Genomic DNA, 14600 nt, shown 5'->3' on the forward strand with positions numbered 1-14600 from the left:
ATCGACTCCTCAGACCCGGCCCAGGGCAAAGCCCTTGGCCACGTGGTTGCGAACAAACCAGATCACCAGCATGCCCGGCAGGATGGTCAACACCCCCGCCGCTGCCAGTACACCCCAGTCGATGCCAGAGGCCGACACCGTCCGGGTCATCACCGCCGCAATCGGCTTGGCGTTCACCGAGGTCAGCGTGCGCGCCAGCAAGAGTTCGACCCAGGAAAACATGAAGCAGAAAAATGCGGTGACGCCGATCCCCGAGCCAATCAGCGGGATGAAGATCTTCACGAAAAACTTTGGGAAGCTGTACCCATCGATGTAGGCCGTTTCGTCGATCTCCTTGGGTACACCGGACATGAAGCCTTCGAGAATCCACACCGCCAGCGGCACGTTGAACAGGCAATGGGCCAGGGCCACCGCGATGTGCGTATCGAACAAGCCAATGGAGGAATACAGCTGGAAGAACGGCAGCAAAAACACCGCTGGTGGCGCCATGCGGTTGGTCAGCAGCCAGAAGAACAGGTGCTTGTCGCCGAGAAAGCGGTAGCGCGAAAACGCGTAGGCCGCCGGCAGCGCCACACTCAGGGAAATCACCGTGTTGAGGCTGACGTAGTACAGCGAGTTGAGGTAGCCGGTGTACCAGCTCGGGTCAGTGAAAATCACCTTGTAGTTGGCAAAGGTGAAGTCCTGGGGAAACAGGGTCAGGCCGCCGAGGATTTCGGTGTTGCTCTTGAAGGACATGTTCAGCAGCCAGTAGATCGGCACCAGCAGGAACAGGATGTAGACCAGCAGCGGGATCAGCTTGCGCTTGCTCATGTTGGCGGCCTCAGCGGTTGGCGTCGGAGTGGGTCATGGCGGTGTAGAACAACCAGGACACCAACAGGATGATCAGGAAGTACACCAGGGAGAACGCCGCCGCCGGGCCCAGGTCGAATTGGCCTACGGCCATCTGGGTAAGCGTCTGACTGAGGAAGGTGGTGGCATTCCCCGGCCCGCCGCCCGTCAGCACAAACGGCTCGGTGTAGATCATGAAACTGTCCATGAAGCGCAGCATCACCGCGATCAGCAGCACGCTTTTCAGCTTTGGCAGCTGGATATGTCGGAATACCGCCCAACTTGACGCCCGATCAATCCGCGCCGCCTGGTAGTACACATCCGGGATCGCCCGCAGCCCCGAGAAACACAGCAGCGCCACCAGGGACGTCCAGTGCCACACGTCCATCACCAGCACCGTGACCCAGGCGTCCATGGTGTTGGCGGCGTAGTTGTAGCTGATGCCCATCGCGTTGAGCGTGGAACCCATCAGGCCAATGTCGGCACGCCCAAAGATCTGCCAGATGGTACCGACCACGTTCCATGGGATCAGCAGTGGAATCGCCATCACGATCAATACCAGCGACGACCAGCGGCCCTTGGTGGGCATGGTCAGGGCGATGGCGATGCCCAGCGGAATCTCGATCAACAGCACACAGGCGGAGTAGATGAACTGACGCAGCAGCGAGTCATGCAGGCGTGGGTCCAGCAGCACCTGTTTGTACCAGTCAGCGCCGACGAAGTAGCGACTGGATTGGTCGAAGATGTCCTGCACCGAGTAGTTGACCACGGTCATCATCGGGATCACCGCGCTGAAGGCCACCAGCAGGAACACCGGCAATACCAGCCACCAGGCCTTGTTGTTTTGCACCTTGTTCATGGCTGCACCTCCAGCAAGTAGTCGTCGGCATACACCATCAGCCACTGCCCCGGAAAGCTGATGGACGCCTGGCCTTCGGGCACTGGTTTGTCTTCGGCCAGGCGCACTTTCAACGGGGCGCCGTCGAGGTTGAGGGTCATGATCTTGTAGGTGCCGAGGTCTTCGACATGGGTGACTTGCGCCTGTAGCGCGTCGGGATTGTGCTCATCCCACACATGGATAAATTCCGGGCGGATGCCGACCTGCAGCTTCTTGTAGGGGGTTTCGCCAATGCGCTGCTGTAACGCCTCGGACAACGCTAGGTGTGTCCCGGCAAAGCGCACACCGCCCGCCTCTGCCTGCACCTCAATCAGATTCATCCCAGGGCTGCCGATGAAATAGCCAACAAAGGTGTGACTGGGCCGCTCGAACAACTCCCGGGGCGTGCCGAACTGCACGATCTGCCCGCCGTACATCACCGCGATCTTGTCGGCGAAGGTCGAGGCTTCCAGTTGGTCGTGGGTCACGTAGACCATGGTGATATTGAACTGCTCGTGGATCTGCTTGAGCTTGCGCCGCAGCTTCCACTTCAGGTGCGGGTCGATCACCGTCAGCGGTTCGTCGAACAGGATCGCCGAAACGTCATCCCGCACCAGCCCGCGGCCCATGGAGACTTTCTGTTTTTCATCGGCGGTGAGATTGCGGGCTTTTTTACCCAGCAGGTTCTGCAGGTCGAGCACCTCGGCAATGTCCTGCACCTTGCTGTGAATCTTCGCCTCGGCCATGCCCTGGTTTCGCAAGGGAAAGGCCAGGTTATCGAACACGGTCATGGTGTCGTACACCACCGGGAACTGGAACACCTGGGCGATGTTGCGCTTTTCCGGGGTCAGCTCGTTGACCACCTTGGCGTCGAACAGTACCTGGCCTTCGGACGGGCTGAGCAGGCCGGAGATGATGTTGAGCAAGGTCGACTTGCCGCAACCCGACGGCCCGAGCAAGGCATAGGCGCCACCCTGCTCCCAGACGTGGTTCATCTCGCGAATCGCGTAGTCCTCGGGGCCGTTTGGCTTGGAGCTGTAGCTGTGGGCCAGGTTCTGCAAATGGATCTCGGCCATCAGGCAACCCTCGCGACACGTCGGCCCGGGGCCTGAACCAAACGTCCCTGGCCATCGAACACAAACAATTTGTGGGTAGGGATATAGATGCGGATCGGCGCGTCGACGTCGTACTCGTGCACCCCGGGCAAGTGCAGCACCAGCAGGAAGTGTTCGCTGCGCACGTGCAGGAAGGTTTCCGAGCCGCTGATCTCGGCGACTTCCACGGTCACTGCCAGCTCCAGGTCATCGTCGTTGCTCGGCACCAGGCTGATATGGCTGGGACGCACGCCAAAGCGAAACTCGCCTTCACCGATGGGTCGCAAGTCGACGTTCAGCGGGAAGTGCACGAAGTTGGCGAAGCTCACTTCATTGCCGCTGATACGCCCGGGCATCAGGTTGATCGGCGGCTCGGAAAACAGCTCGGCCGCCAGCACGGTTTGCGGCTGGTGATAGACCTCGGCCGCCTTGCCGCTCTGGATCACCCGGCCCTCATGCAGAATCGTGGTGGTGCCGCCCAGGGCCAAGGCTTCGTTGGGTTCGGTGGTGGCGTAGATCGCGATGGTGTGCCGCGCCTTGAACAGCTCACGCATTTCCTGGCGCAGCTCTTCGCGCAGTTTGTAGTCCAGGTTCACCAGGGGTTCATCGAACAGAATCAGCTCGGCGTCCTTGACCAGCGCCCGGGCCATGGCGGTGCGTTGCTGCTGGCCGCCGGAGAGTTCCAGGGGGTGACGCTGGAGGAATTTCTCGATGCGCAGCATTTTTGCGGTTTCAAGGACTTTGCTCTGGATCTGCTCGGCAGATACTCCGGCCTGGCGCAGCGGCGAGGCGATGTTCTCGAACACAGTCATGGTCGGGTAGTTGATGAACTGCTGATAGACCATCGACACATTGCGCAGGCGCACCGGCTTCTGGGTGACGTCCACACCATTCATCAGGATGCGCCCGCTGTCGGGCTTGTCCAGGCCGGCCATCAGGCGCATCAGGCTGGTCTTGCCGGACAGGGTACGGCCCAGCAATACATTGAAGGAACCGGCTTCGAAACACAGGTTGGCGTCGTCGATCCAGGTTTGGCCTTCGACAACGCGAGTGACGTGCTCCAGGGTCAATGACATGACACGACCTTTTTATTGTTGGAATGGTTCTGGCAAGAGCACAGAGCGAGTTCCGTGCCAACAACCCAAAACCCAGGCCGGTCAACGGGTTAGACAAAAAGGCGATGGGCCCCTGAACAGAAATGAACAGGTCAACCTGAACAACTGAACAACCGCCGGGTTGACAATGAACAGTTCTGAACAACACTGAACGGGCCTTCCGCACCCCAGAACAACAATAAAGCAAGGGTCACCGCCATGAGCACACCGCTGGCGCACGATGCCATCATCCAGGACTCCTGGCGCCGCTGCCGGGCCTATGGCCTGGATCACCAGAGCACGCCGAGCTTCGACCAACTGCCCGCAGACGGCGTCAGCCAATTGCTCGAAAGCCAGCATTCCCTCGTGCAGACCACCCACCAGGAAGTGCTGCCCTACTACGAAAACATCCTCAGCAATTCCAACTGCCTGATCATGCTTGCCGACAACCAGGGCCAGGTGCTGACTTCGTGGGGCACCCAGCGTTTTATCGAACCCAAGCTGGCCCGTGGCTTCAGCGCCGGCGCCAGCTGGATGGAGCGCTCCAGCGGCACCAACGCCATCGGCACCGCCCTGGCCTGTGCCCAGGCAGTGCATATCGAACACGACGAACACTTCCTCAAGGCCAACCGTTTCATGACCGGCTCGGCAGCGCCGATCTTCGATGCGCAGCGGGAAATCATCGCGGTGCTGGATGTGTCCAGCGACAGCTACCTGCCGCCCTCCCACACCCTGGGCATGGTCAAGATGATGAGCCAGACCGTCGAGAACCGGCTGATCCTCAACCTGTTTCGCGGTGAGCATTTCCAGCTGACGTTCAATACCGGGTTGAACAATCTCGACAGCCAATGGGCCGGGCTGCTGATTTTTGATGAAAGCGGCCAGGTACTGTCGGCCAATCGCCGGGCTGACAACCTGCTGGGCATCAGCCTGTCGCGGGTGTTGATCGACAGCCTGTTCAAGGTGTCGCTGCTGGAACTGCTCAACCAGCCCGAAGGCCTGCCCTTCTCGCTGCAAGCCGCCGGGCGCAACCGTTTCCAATGCCTGCTGAAACGGCCGAAACAGGCGCCAGTGCAGGCTCGCGTGTTTGTGGAAACGAAAAAGCCCCGCGAATCCGGCCCCACGGCCATCAGTCTCAAGACCCTGCACTTCGGCGATGCCCGCGTGGAAAAGGCCGTGCGTCAGGCCGAGCGCCTGCTGGAAAAGGACATTCCGTTGCTGATCCATGGCGAAACCGGCGTCGGAAAGGAAGTGTTCGTCAAAGCCCTGCACCAGGCCAGTTCCCGCAGCCAACAAGCATTTATCGCCGTCAACTGCGCAGCGATCCCCGCCGAACTGGTGGAGTCGGAACTGTTCGGCTACGAAAAAGGCGCGTTCACCGGCGCCAACCAGAAAGGCAGTATCGGGCTGATCCGCAAGGCAGATAAAGGCACGCTGTTCCTCGACGAGATCGGCGACATGCCCCTGCCGACCCAGGCCCGGCTGTTGCGGGTATTGCAGGAACGCTGTGTTCAGCCTGTAGGCAGCAGCGAGTTGTACCCGGTGGATTTGCGGATCATCTCCGCCACCAACCGCTCGCTGCGCGAACAGGTACAGCTCGGGCGTTTTCGCGAAGACCTGTATTACCGAATCGGTGGCCTGACCCTGGAGCTGCCGCCGCTACGGGAGCGCACGGATAAACAGGCGTTGTTCAAGCAGCTGTGGCAACAGCATCGCGAGCCGACGCAGTGGGCCGGGTTGAGTAACGAGGTACTGGCCTTGTTTGAACAGCATCCGTGGCCGGGGAACCTGCGCCAGGTGAGCAGCGTGTTGCAGGTGGCGCTGGCCATGGCGGAAGAGCTGCCGATTCGGGTGGAACATTTGCCGGATGATTTTTTTGTGGATTTGAATGGGGTGGTGCCGGTGTGTGATGCAGTGGATGACAGTCTGGACCTGAATGAGCGACTGAAGGCGGTGGGCGGGAATATCTCTCACCTGGCCAGAGAGCTTGGCGTCAGCCGCAATACCCTCTACAAACGCCTGCGACAAAACGGGAATTCTGTGTAGAAACACAATCAAAAATGTGGGAGCGGGCTTGCTCGCGAATGCGCTGTATCAGTCGCTGATGCTTTAACTGACAGTCTGCATTCGCGAGCAAGCCCGCTCCCACATTGGAACTACATTGGGTTTGAGAGGTGGGCTCAATTCAGGACCGGCGTCGCCCCCATCGGCACTTTACGACCCGGCGCCGCCATCTCAAACAACTGCTCCACCCGCGCACTCTCCTCCGCGCTCGGCTTGATCGCCAGTGCACACGCCACAAAAATCCCCGCATTGACCACCAACCCGACGATTCCGCTGGTCAACGACCCCAGCCCGGGAATGTCGTCCGGGTACATCGTCGTCAGCACAATCGCCACCACAATCCCCGCCAGCATCCCGGCAATCGCGCCTTCCTTGTTGCCGCGGCGGCTGAAGATCCCGAAGAACAGCGGCACCGCCAATTGGATAATCCCCTGGTAGGAAATCTGCGCCAGCAATTGCAGCCGCGCGTAATCAAAGGTCAGGTACGCCAGCACCGAGGCGGCGACGATAAACACCACCATCCCGGACTTGGCCAGCAGCGTCAGTTGCCGGTCGGTACGCGGAGTGTTCCAGGTGGCCAGGTCGTTGGCGAACTGAGTGCCGCATACCTGCACGCAGCCGTCGACGTGGCCGATGCTCGCCGCCAGTACGATGACGATGGCCAGCGCCAGCATCCACGGCCCGCCGATGTCGAACAGTGACAGGAACCAGCCTTGTTGCGGGTGCGCGATGACGTTCGGGTCCTGGCTGATGGCCGCGGCAAACAGCATCAGAATCCCGTAGAAACCACCCACCAGCAGGATCGTGTACAGCGTGCCTTTCTTCACCGCCTTCACGCCGCTGGCGGTGTAGATGCGCTGGAAGCTCATGGGCCAGCACATCGAGCCGATCACCCCGGTGAAGATCAAGCTGAACATATACAGCGGGCCATAACCGGTGCCGCTGGCGCCGGGAATCAGCAACATCTTGGCCGGCAGGTGCGACAGGTTGGAGAACGACGCCTGATCGCCGAACAGCAGGAACACACACAGCGCCGCACACACGACATAGGCGATAAGGCCCTGGAACATATCGGTCATGATCAGCCCGCGCATGCCCATGCTCACGGTCCAGTACTGGCGCACCAGCACCACCACTACGCCGGCGATCAGGCAGGTGGTGACGCCCCAGCGGCCGAAGCTGGCGAACTGGAACAGCATCGCCAAGGCCTGGATGCCCATCACCACCCACGGGAACACCGAGATGATGCCGATGATCGAGGCGACGCGCTTGACTACCGGGCTGTTGAAGCGCATGCCGAGCAAGTCCGGCTGGGTGCGCAGGTTGAAACGCTGGCCCCATGTCCAGGCGCGGCGGGCCATCAGGTACATCGCCGTCACGCCAAGGGTGGCGTAGACCATGCCGTAGAAGCCCAGGGCGCCGCCGATGGTCAGGGCGAAAAACGCGGTAAAGGTCGAGCCCGGCCACCAGGAGTTGGTGTAACACATGGCGATGTACCACGGCCCATAGGAGCGCCCGCCTACGGCGTAGTCGGAAAAACTCGTGCTCTCGCGGTTGGTGGCGTACAGCACGGCGATCATCCCGGCCAGAAACAGGCCGATAACGCCGAAGGTGATAAAGAGGTGGGCATCGCTGGTGGTGCTGATCATTGCGCATCCCCCTCTTCGGGAATTTCGCCGGCCTTCAGCTCGGCGACGTACAACGCCCACAGGCCAAGGCCTGCGAGGACGGCAATGGCGATCCAGTAGAAGATCGGCAACGGAACGCCCAGTACCAACGCGGTACTGCCGCTCACGCTCAAATAGAACGGCGGGAATAAGGCGAGCATCAGCAACAGGAAAAAGTACACACCGAAAATTTGGCTTTTCAGGCGTCCGGGTGGCGCGTTATCGGATTTCATGAGTCGGGTGCTCCTTGAATTTGTGGATCGTTTTTTTGTGTGATCAAACAAAAATCAAGCAGTGAAAACGCAGGCACCAATCGGCGCCCAAGTGACTTCATTCAATGCATTATTGTTGTACGGCGCAGGCTCAAGCCTGTCTTAGCCAGGTTTCCCATTGCGAGTCATTAATGATGCTGCGGGCACGCATATGCTTCCAGGTGCCGTATTTGTAGAAGTCGAAATCCAGCTGCGACACCGCGTGCTGCACCATCGCCCAGGTCGACCATTTGATATCCGCCAGGGCCTTGTGCAACTTGATGCGTGCCAGGTTCTGCGGGGTAACCTGGCCGAAGTAGTCTTCGATCAGGGCCAGCTCCATTTCATCGGTGAAAAACATTTCGCCGAACCACAGCGCCAGTTCGTAATGCCGGTCGTTGTTGGAGGCGTATTCAAAATCCACCAGGCGAATCTGCCGACGGTCGTTGAGCATGAAATTACCCGCCAGGGTGTCGTTCATGCACGGCGCCAAATCCATGCCGGAGGCTTGCAGCACGCCCCGGGCGCGGTCGCATTGGCGGCGCAGCCAGGCGTCGTCGGCGGGTTTGCAGCCGTTGAGTTGCTCCACCTGGCGCTGGTGCTCGGCGATCATGTCGAACACGGTTTTGGTCTGCACCAACGGCGGCTGGTCGTTGAAGGCCTTGAGGGCGTGCAGCGCGTTATGACGCACGTCGCGGTCGAGAAAGTCATGGTTGGACGAGGCGCGCCAGCCTTCCATGAACTCGAAGACTTCCACGCCGAACTCTTCAAGAAAAGCAAACACCGGCGCGCCATAGCCGGTTTGCGCGGCCTTGAGGCTGGCGTCGTGGGCCGTGCGACGGTCGATAAACATCTCGGTGCCCACCCCCGGCACCTTGAAGAAATACGCGGTGTCGATCCCGGCCACTTCCACCCGCCAGTTGGTGTTGGATATCCCACCGCTGACCGGTTCATAACGAATCCCGCTGCCGCCCCAACTGGCAACCCCGCGCACCGCCGCTTCCAGCTGACACTCTTGTGGCGTACACGCCTCACCTAACGCTTTCATGCCTGCCCCTCCTGTACCTGACGTAGCCAACCTTCAAACCGTGGGTCTTGCAGACTCTGGCGGCAACGCAACAGCGTCCATTGCCCAACCTTGGAGAACTCCAACGGCCGCGCTGAGGTGGCGCCGACCCAGAGGCCCCACAGGGTCCAGTACCAATCGTTGATCAAGGCGTACAAGCGACAGCGGGCATAATCGCCTTCACGGCATTCGCCGGCCCAGGCATGGATGCCTTCGCGCCAATCGCTTTCAAAGACATACAGCTCGTTGAGGCTGATGGCCACGTCGTACCAGGGATCGCCGCAGCCAGCGTAGTCGAAGTCGATCAGTTGCAAGGCGCCGTCGGGGCCGATCATCACGTTGCTCGCCACGCCGTCGCCGTGCAGCGGTACCGAGTCGCTGGCGCTCAATTGCAAGGAGGTCCAGGCCAGGTCAATGCAGGTGCTGATCCAGGCGTGGTCAATAGGCAGGGCCACGCTGTAGCGCACGCACAGCTCGCGCAGGTGCTGGATATCTTGCAGCGGCGAGCGGGTGAAGCCCGGCGAGGTGCCGGCGTGCAGTTGTTTCTTCAGGGCCCAGAGCGCTTGCAGACGCTGGGGCTGCATCAATTCGTCGAGGCGGGCCCAGCGCCATTCGTTGGCGGGCAAGGCATCCAGCAGTAACACGCCGGCCGCCGCATCCACCAGGCGCACGCCGGGCGTCACGTCGCAATCCGCCGCCAGTTGGGTGGCGCGGGCGGTGCGTTCGATGTCGATCAGCGCGCGCATGTCGTCATGCAAGACTTTGGCGTAACACCGCCCCCATGGCGCGGTGACGGTATAGCCGGTCCACTCGGTGGCCAGCCGCACCGGCGAGGCAATCCCGGCGGCGCCCTCTTCGATCACCACATGGGCGGACAAACCGGCGGCCTCCAGGGCGCCCAGCAGCCGTGACTTTGCTTGCAAACGACTCGACATGGCAGACCTCAGCGGTAGGCGTTGGGGGTGGAACAGGCGCGGTGCAACAACGCGGTCAGCATGTGCAAACCGTTGCGCATGTCCTCCTCGGTGGTGAACTCCGCTTCGTTATGGGACACGCCATTGCTGCTTGGGATAAACAGCAGGCACACCGGGTAATGCCGGCTCAGGCTGATGGCGTCGTGGCCTGAGACGGTGACGCTGTTGCCGATGGGCAAGCCCAGTTGCTGGCCAACACTGTAGGCCAGTTCGGAAAAGCCGTGGTGCAGGTGGGTCGGTTCACGCAGTGCGCGACTTTCGATGCTGTAGTCCGTAGACGTGGCGCTGGCGGTGGCCTTGAGACTGGCGTCCAGGCGCTCACCGGCGGCGGCCAGCAACTCCGTGTCCGGGGAGCGGTACTCGACGTGCAGCGTTACACGGGAGGGCACCACGTTGGGGGAATTGGGGTAAATCTCCAGGCGCCCCACCGAGCTGTGCAGTTGTGCCCCGTGCAGGTCGGCTTCGGCCCGCACAGCGGTGATCGCGTGGGCGGCGGCCAGCAAGGCATCCTTGCGCGCGGTCATGGGCGTAGGGCCAGTGTGGTTCTGTTCGCCGATAAAACGAATCCGTTGCTTGAGGGCCGCCCAGGTGTCGCGGACCACACCGATGGCCAGGCCGTCGCGCTCAAGGCCGTCACCTTGTTCGACGTGGATCTCCACGTAACCGGCAACGTTCAGTTCCACCCGGCCCTCCCCCAGATAACCGATCTGTTGCAGCGCATGCTTGAGGCTGATGCCGTCGCCATCGCGGCAGGCCCAGGCGTCTTGCAGCGACAGGTCGCCGGTAAACACGCTACTGCCGATCAGGCTAGGCTGGAAGCGCGCGCCCTCCTCGTTGGTCCAGTTCACCACCGCCAGGTTGCACGCCGGCACTTCGCCGCGCTCGCGCAACTGCCGGGCAACGCTGGCCACCGCGACCGCGCCAGCCAACACACCGTAGACGCCATCAAAACGCCCGGCGCTCGGCTGGCTGTCCAGGTGCGAGCCACACAGCACGTAGGGCGCGTCTGGGTTAAAGGTAATCAAACCGAACAGGTTACCCACTGCATCCACGCGCACTTCAAAGCCGCGTTCGGCCAGCCAGGCCGCGAACAAGTCGCGCACAGCGCCGTCTTCGGCCGAGGCCGCCAGGCGATGCAGCCCACCGGCCTGAGTCGCGCCGATGGCTGAGGTATCGCGGAACAGCGCCTCGAAGGTTGCAAGGTCCTGTTCACTGGGCGACAGCAACTCACGGGTAAAGGACGTCGACATGGGCTTGCTCCAGGCGGGTCGCAAAATCGCCGGACGGCGCACGATTGGTGACCAGGGTCGTGACGGCGCTGAACGGCAGCGTATTGATAAAGGTGCGGTGGCCGAACTTGGCGTCGTCGGCCAGGATCACGCTGCGCAGGCTGTGTTTGGTCAGCTCTCGGCGCAGCAGCGCCTCGGGTTCCTGGTAGTCCATGAACCCCAGCTCCAGGTCGACAGCGCCGATGCCCATGAAGGCAATGTCGTAGTGGAACTGTCGGACGAATTCCAGGGTGTGGGCGCCAATCAGCGCGTTGTCGTTGCGGCGTACATCGCCAGGCACCACCAGCACCTGGTTGGCGCTTTGTTCGGTGATCAGGCGGGCGATGTCCAGGGAGTTGGTGACGATGCGCAACTGGCTGAACCCAATCAGTTGCTGGGCCAGGGCCAAGGTCGAGGTGCCGGTGTCGAGAAACAGCACCATGCCTTCGCTCACCAGCTTCGCCGCGCACACCGCGATGCGCGTCTTGGCCTGGGGCTTGATGCGGCTGCGCACTTGCAGCGGCTGTTCTTCGTTGAGCCGCGGCAGGATCGCGCCACCGTGGATACGCCGCAGCTTGCCGGCTTCTTCCAGGTACTTGAAGTCGCGGCGGATGGTTTCTTCGGAGACGAACAGCGTCTGCGCAAGGTCCGACGCCTTGACGCGCTGGTGTTGGGTGAGCAGGAGCATGATTTCGTCGAGACGTGGCTGGTTGAGCATAAAAGAGGTATTCCAGGGCAGGTTCAGGCGGGCGGTATTGCGCGACCCACGACGAGACGCGGCGCAAGCCGGTCCAGCAGGGAGCATAGAGCGTAATACGGCCATGGACAGGGTCACGGGGTACCTCTCACTCATCAGGGTGTGAAAGGGCAGGACAACACAAAGCGTTTATCACGGGCGGGCTTCTGTTGAGCTCACTCCGGGTGCAATCAATCAGGGATTCAGCATCGGGGGAAGGTGCTGATCCCACGGGGCGATGGCTTCCACGGCAGCGCAGAATTGCAGCACCTGGGCATCGGCAAAACGCCGGCCGATCACCTGCAAGCCAATCGGCAAACCGCATGGGCTAAAGCCACAGGGCAGGCTGGCGGCGGGGTTGCCGGTGATATTGAACGGGTAGGTAAACGGCGTCCAGCGTGCCCAGGGCACTGCGCCCTCCTCCCCTGGCCAGCCCTCAGGGGCAACCCGGTCGGCGGCGAACGGCAGGATCGGCATCGTCGGCATCAGCAGCACGTCGTAGTCGTTAAACAACGCGTGTACCTGATTGGCGAACAGTGCACGTTGTTGCACGGCCTTGAGGTAGGCCGCCAAATCGTAATCGGCGGAGCGTTTGATCAGCGCGGCGAAGCCTGGGTCCAGTTGGTCGAGGCGATCGGCCAGGGATTTGCCGTAGGCGATCCCGCGCCCGCCAACCCACAGGGTTTCGAAGGTGGCCAGCGGGTCTTGCCAGTCCAGGGTCAAGGTGGTGACCGTAGCCGGCAGCTCGTCGGCGAGGTAATGCACCGCCGCTTCCACGGTGGCGGCAATGACCGGGTCCACGGGCGTCTCGAACAAGGTCGGGCAGTACGCCACACGCAAAGGGCCCAACGGCTGGTCGCAGCGCGCCAGGTAGGACTCGGTCGGCGCGGGCAAAGCCTGGTGATCCAATGGGTCGGGCCCAGAGAGGATATCGAAGAGCAACGCACTGTCGCGCACGGTGCGGGTGATCGGGCCAGCGTGGCTGAGCATCTCAGTGGCGGACCAGGGCCAGGTGGGGATGCGCCCGAGGGAGCCTTTAAGGGCGAATGCACCGCAGAAGGCACCGGGGATACGCACCGAACCGCCGCCATCGGAGCCCAGCGTGGCCGGGACCATGCGCGCCGCCACGGCGATGGCCGAGCCGGAGCTGGAGCCGCCGCTGGTGAGTTGGGGGTTCCACGGGTTGCGACCATTGCCGAAGACCCGGGAGGTGCTGGCGCCGGTCCAGCCGAATTCGGTGGTGGCGGTCTTGCCGAGGATGATCGCGCCGGCGTCTTTGAGGCGACGGATGATCGGGGCGTCTTGTGTGGGGACGTTGTCCAGGCCGGTGAGCGAACCGCGGGTGGTGCGCAGGTTGGCGGTGGAGAACAGGTCTTTGATGCCGAAGGGGATGCCGTGGAGCGGACCGCGAAACTGGTTGGCCTGTGCTTCGGCGGTCAGGATTCTCGCCTGCTCCAGCGCGGATTCGGTGTAGACGTCGCCAAAGGCATTCAATGTGGAATTGTGGGTTTTGATGGATTCTAGGCTTTGCTCGACCAATTGCACGGGGGTGAGTGTGCCTTGGCGGATACGGTCGGCCGCGTCTAGCACGCTGGGCATAAAGGACGACGAGGCATCTGTGTTCATTGAGTATCCTGGGACGTCTACGAAAAGTCCGATGGGTACGTCAATAAACGCCTCGCGGTGGGCGAGTGTCAAGTTGGATTTGTTGCTTATGTGGTTTTTGTGGTTTTATTTTTTAGCCAGTCAACTCCACGCCACCACCAACAATCCCGCCCCCAACACCAGACACAGCGGCGAGTAAAAAAACGTATCCAGCCGCGCAAACCGCGACCCGCCGACCTTCTTGAAAAACCCCACCAGCTCCGAATCCCCAATCGCCCGGGCAAACATCACCAGTGCCACTGCACTGATCCCCCACTGCAACGCATGGTTGGGCACCGGCTCGAAATACAGCCCGGCCCGCAGACACACCAACACCGCAATCGCCACCAACCCCACGCCCACCAACAGCGTCCCCAGTGCCGACGGCTTGAACGCGGGCCGTGGGCCGCTGGCGAACTCACCCGGCAGCTGCGGAATGGCTGCGGTAACGCCCAATTTGCCACCGGCTGCCCAGTACAAATGCACCAGGCTGATGAAGCCAAAAACCCCGACAATCCATCGCGCGACAAAAAAGCTCATGGCTGGATATCCTTGGAAAAGTCCGGAAGAGGATAGCCCTCTTGAGATTTTTTGCAGGCAATTCGTCGGCGGCTGATGATAAAGTGCCGCCCCATGAAACTCGCCCGTACCGACCGCTCGCTCATTGCCTGGATGCTCTACTGCTGCGTCCTGTTCAATGTGTTCGCCTGCAGCATTGGTCATGGGCAAATGGTCGGGATGCAGCTCAATGGCATCGGCGGCCAGTTCTGTACGGTGGACCCGCGCACCCAGGCCCCGGCGCCTTACAAGTCCACCGATGAATCCCTGCCCACGCTCTCGAAGGCCTTCGGTTGCCCGCTGTGCTCCACCGGCGGCATGGGCCCGGCGCTCAACTCCAGCCTCAATGTGGCGGTGCTGCCGCAACCCCATGCGCCGCCGCCGGCCATCGTTGCCAGCGCTGACGTTCCTGCCCGCTTCACCTGGCCTGCGGCTAATCCGCGCGCCCCGCCCGCCCTCGCCTGATACCTGCGCTTTTT

The 14600-nt window shown here is 61.6% G+C and carries 14 protein-coding genes; 2 read left to right on the forward strand and 12 right to left on the reverse strand.

The window, feature by feature from the left end:
- Positions 1-9 precede the first annotated feature (9 nt).
- From JFU58_RS08850 to JFU58_RS08865, 4 genes are read right to left on the reverse strand one after another with little or no spacing between them, the layout of a single operon-like run.
- The gene (locus tag JFU58_RS08850) at positions 10-810 is read right to left on the reverse strand and encodes a carbohydrate ABC transporter permease (RefSeq protein ID WP_003218530.1); all 801 of its coding nucleotides are present in this window, start codon (positions 808-810) and stop codon (positions 10-12) included.
- Between the two features lie 10 nt (positions 811-820).
- The gene (locus JFU58_RS08855) at positions 821-1687 is read right to left on the reverse strand and encodes a carbohydrate ABC transporter permease (RefSeq protein WP_003218527.1); all 867 of its coding nucleotides are present in this window, start codon (positions 1685-1687) and stop codon (positions 821-823) included.
- On the reverse strand, positions 1684-2781 hold the full coding sequence (locus tag JFU58_RS08860) for an ABC transporter ATP-binding protein (protein WP_201140289.1): 1098 nt from the start codon (positions 2779-2781) through the stop codon (positions 1684-1686). Before JFU58_RS08860 ends, JFU58_RS08855 begins: the two co-directional genes overlap by 4 nt.
- The gene (locus JFU58_RS08865) at positions 2781-3875 is read right to left on the reverse strand and encodes an ABC transporter ATP-binding protein (protein WP_201140290.1); all 1095 of its coding nucleotides are present in this window, start codon (positions 3873-3875) and stop codon (positions 2781-2783) included. Before JFU58_RS08865 ends, JFU58_RS08860 begins: the two co-directional genes overlap by 1 nt.
- Positions 3876-4112: 237 nt before the next feature.
- On the opposite strand from JFU58_RS08865, the gene JFU58_RS08870 reads away from it, so the two are divergent.
- Entirely contained in the window at positions 4113-5939 is a 1827-nt protein-coding gene (locus JFU58_RS08870) for a sigma-54-dependent Fis family transcriptional regulator (protein ID WP_201140292.1), read from the forward strand.
- A gap of 134 nt (positions 5940-6073) precedes the next feature.
- Here JFU58_RS08870 and JFU58_RS08875 read toward each other — a convergent pair whose 3' ends face one another.
- The 8 genes from JFU58_RS08875 to JFU58_RS08910 all read right to left on the reverse strand — a co-directional run bounded on the left by JFU58_RS08875 (position 6074) and on the right by JFU58_RS08910 (position 14103).
- Complete coding sequence (locus JFU58_RS08875; protein ID WP_177026403.1) at positions 6074-7606, reverse strand: sodium:solute symporter family protein; 1533 nt, start codon at positions 7604-7606, stop codon at positions 6074-6076.
- The gene (locus JFU58_RS08880; protein WP_177026402.1) at positions 7603-7857 is read right to left on the reverse strand and encodes a hypothetical protein; all 255 of its coding nucleotides are present in this window, start codon (positions 7855-7857) and stop codon (positions 7603-7605) included. Before JFU58_RS08880 ends, JFU58_RS08875 begins: the two co-directional genes overlap by 4 nt.
- Positions 7858-7987: 130 nt before the next feature.
- On the reverse strand, positions 7988-8923 hold the full coding sequence (locus JFU58_RS08885) for a choline kinase family protein (protein WP_177026401.1): 936 nt from the start codon (positions 8921-8923) through the stop codon (positions 7988-7990).
- Positions 8920-9876 (reverse strand): aminoglycoside phosphotransferase family protein, encoded by a 957-nt coding sequence (locus JFU58_RS08890; protein ID WP_093209129.1) that lies wholly within the window; start codon positions 9874-9876, stop codon positions 8920-8922. Before JFU58_RS08890 ends, JFU58_RS08885 begins: the two co-directional genes overlap by 4 nt.
- 8 nt (positions 9877-9884) lie before the next feature.
- Positions 9885-11165, reverse strand: coding sequence for a M20 family metallo-hydrolase (locus tag JFU58_RS08895; RefSeq protein ID WP_201140294.1), 1281 nt, complete (start codon positions 11163-11165; stop codon positions 9885-9887).
- The gene (locus JFU58_RS08900; protein WP_063029391.1) at positions 11143-11901 is read right to left on the reverse strand and encodes a DeoR/GlpR family DNA-binding transcription regulator; all 759 of its coding nucleotides are present in this window, start codon (positions 11899-11901) and stop codon (positions 11143-11145) included. Before JFU58_RS08900 ends, JFU58_RS08895 begins: the two co-directional genes overlap by 23 nt.
- A gap of 213 nt (positions 11902-12114) precedes the next feature.
- Positions 12115-13545, reverse strand: coding sequence for an amidase (locus tag JFU58_RS08905; protein ID WP_063029389.1), 1431 nt, complete (start codon positions 13543-13545; stop codon positions 12115-12117).
- Between the two features lie 120 nt (positions 13546-13665).
- Positions 13666-14103 (reverse strand): DUF3995 domain-containing protein, encoded by a 438-nt coding sequence (locus JFU58_RS08910; protein ID WP_063029387.1) that lies wholly within the window; start codon positions 14101-14103, stop codon positions 13666-13668.
- A gap of 93 nt (positions 14104-14196) precedes the next feature.
- On the opposite strand from JFU58_RS08910, the gene JFU58_RS08915 reads away from it, so the two are divergent.
- A complete protein-coding gene (locus tag JFU58_RS08915) occupies positions 14197-14586 on the forward strand; it encodes a DUF2946 domain-containing protein (protein WP_063029385.1) in 390 nt (129 codons plus the stop codon).
- The last annotated feature ends 14 nt before the right edge of the window (positions 14587-14600 follow it).

It is taken from the genome of Pseudomonas sp. TH34, from assembly GCF_016650865.1.
In the GTDB taxonomy this organism is placed as follows: domain Bacteria; phylum Pseudomonadota; class Gammaproteobacteria; order Pseudomonadales; family Pseudomonadaceae; genus Aquipseudomonas; species Aquipseudomonas yamanorum.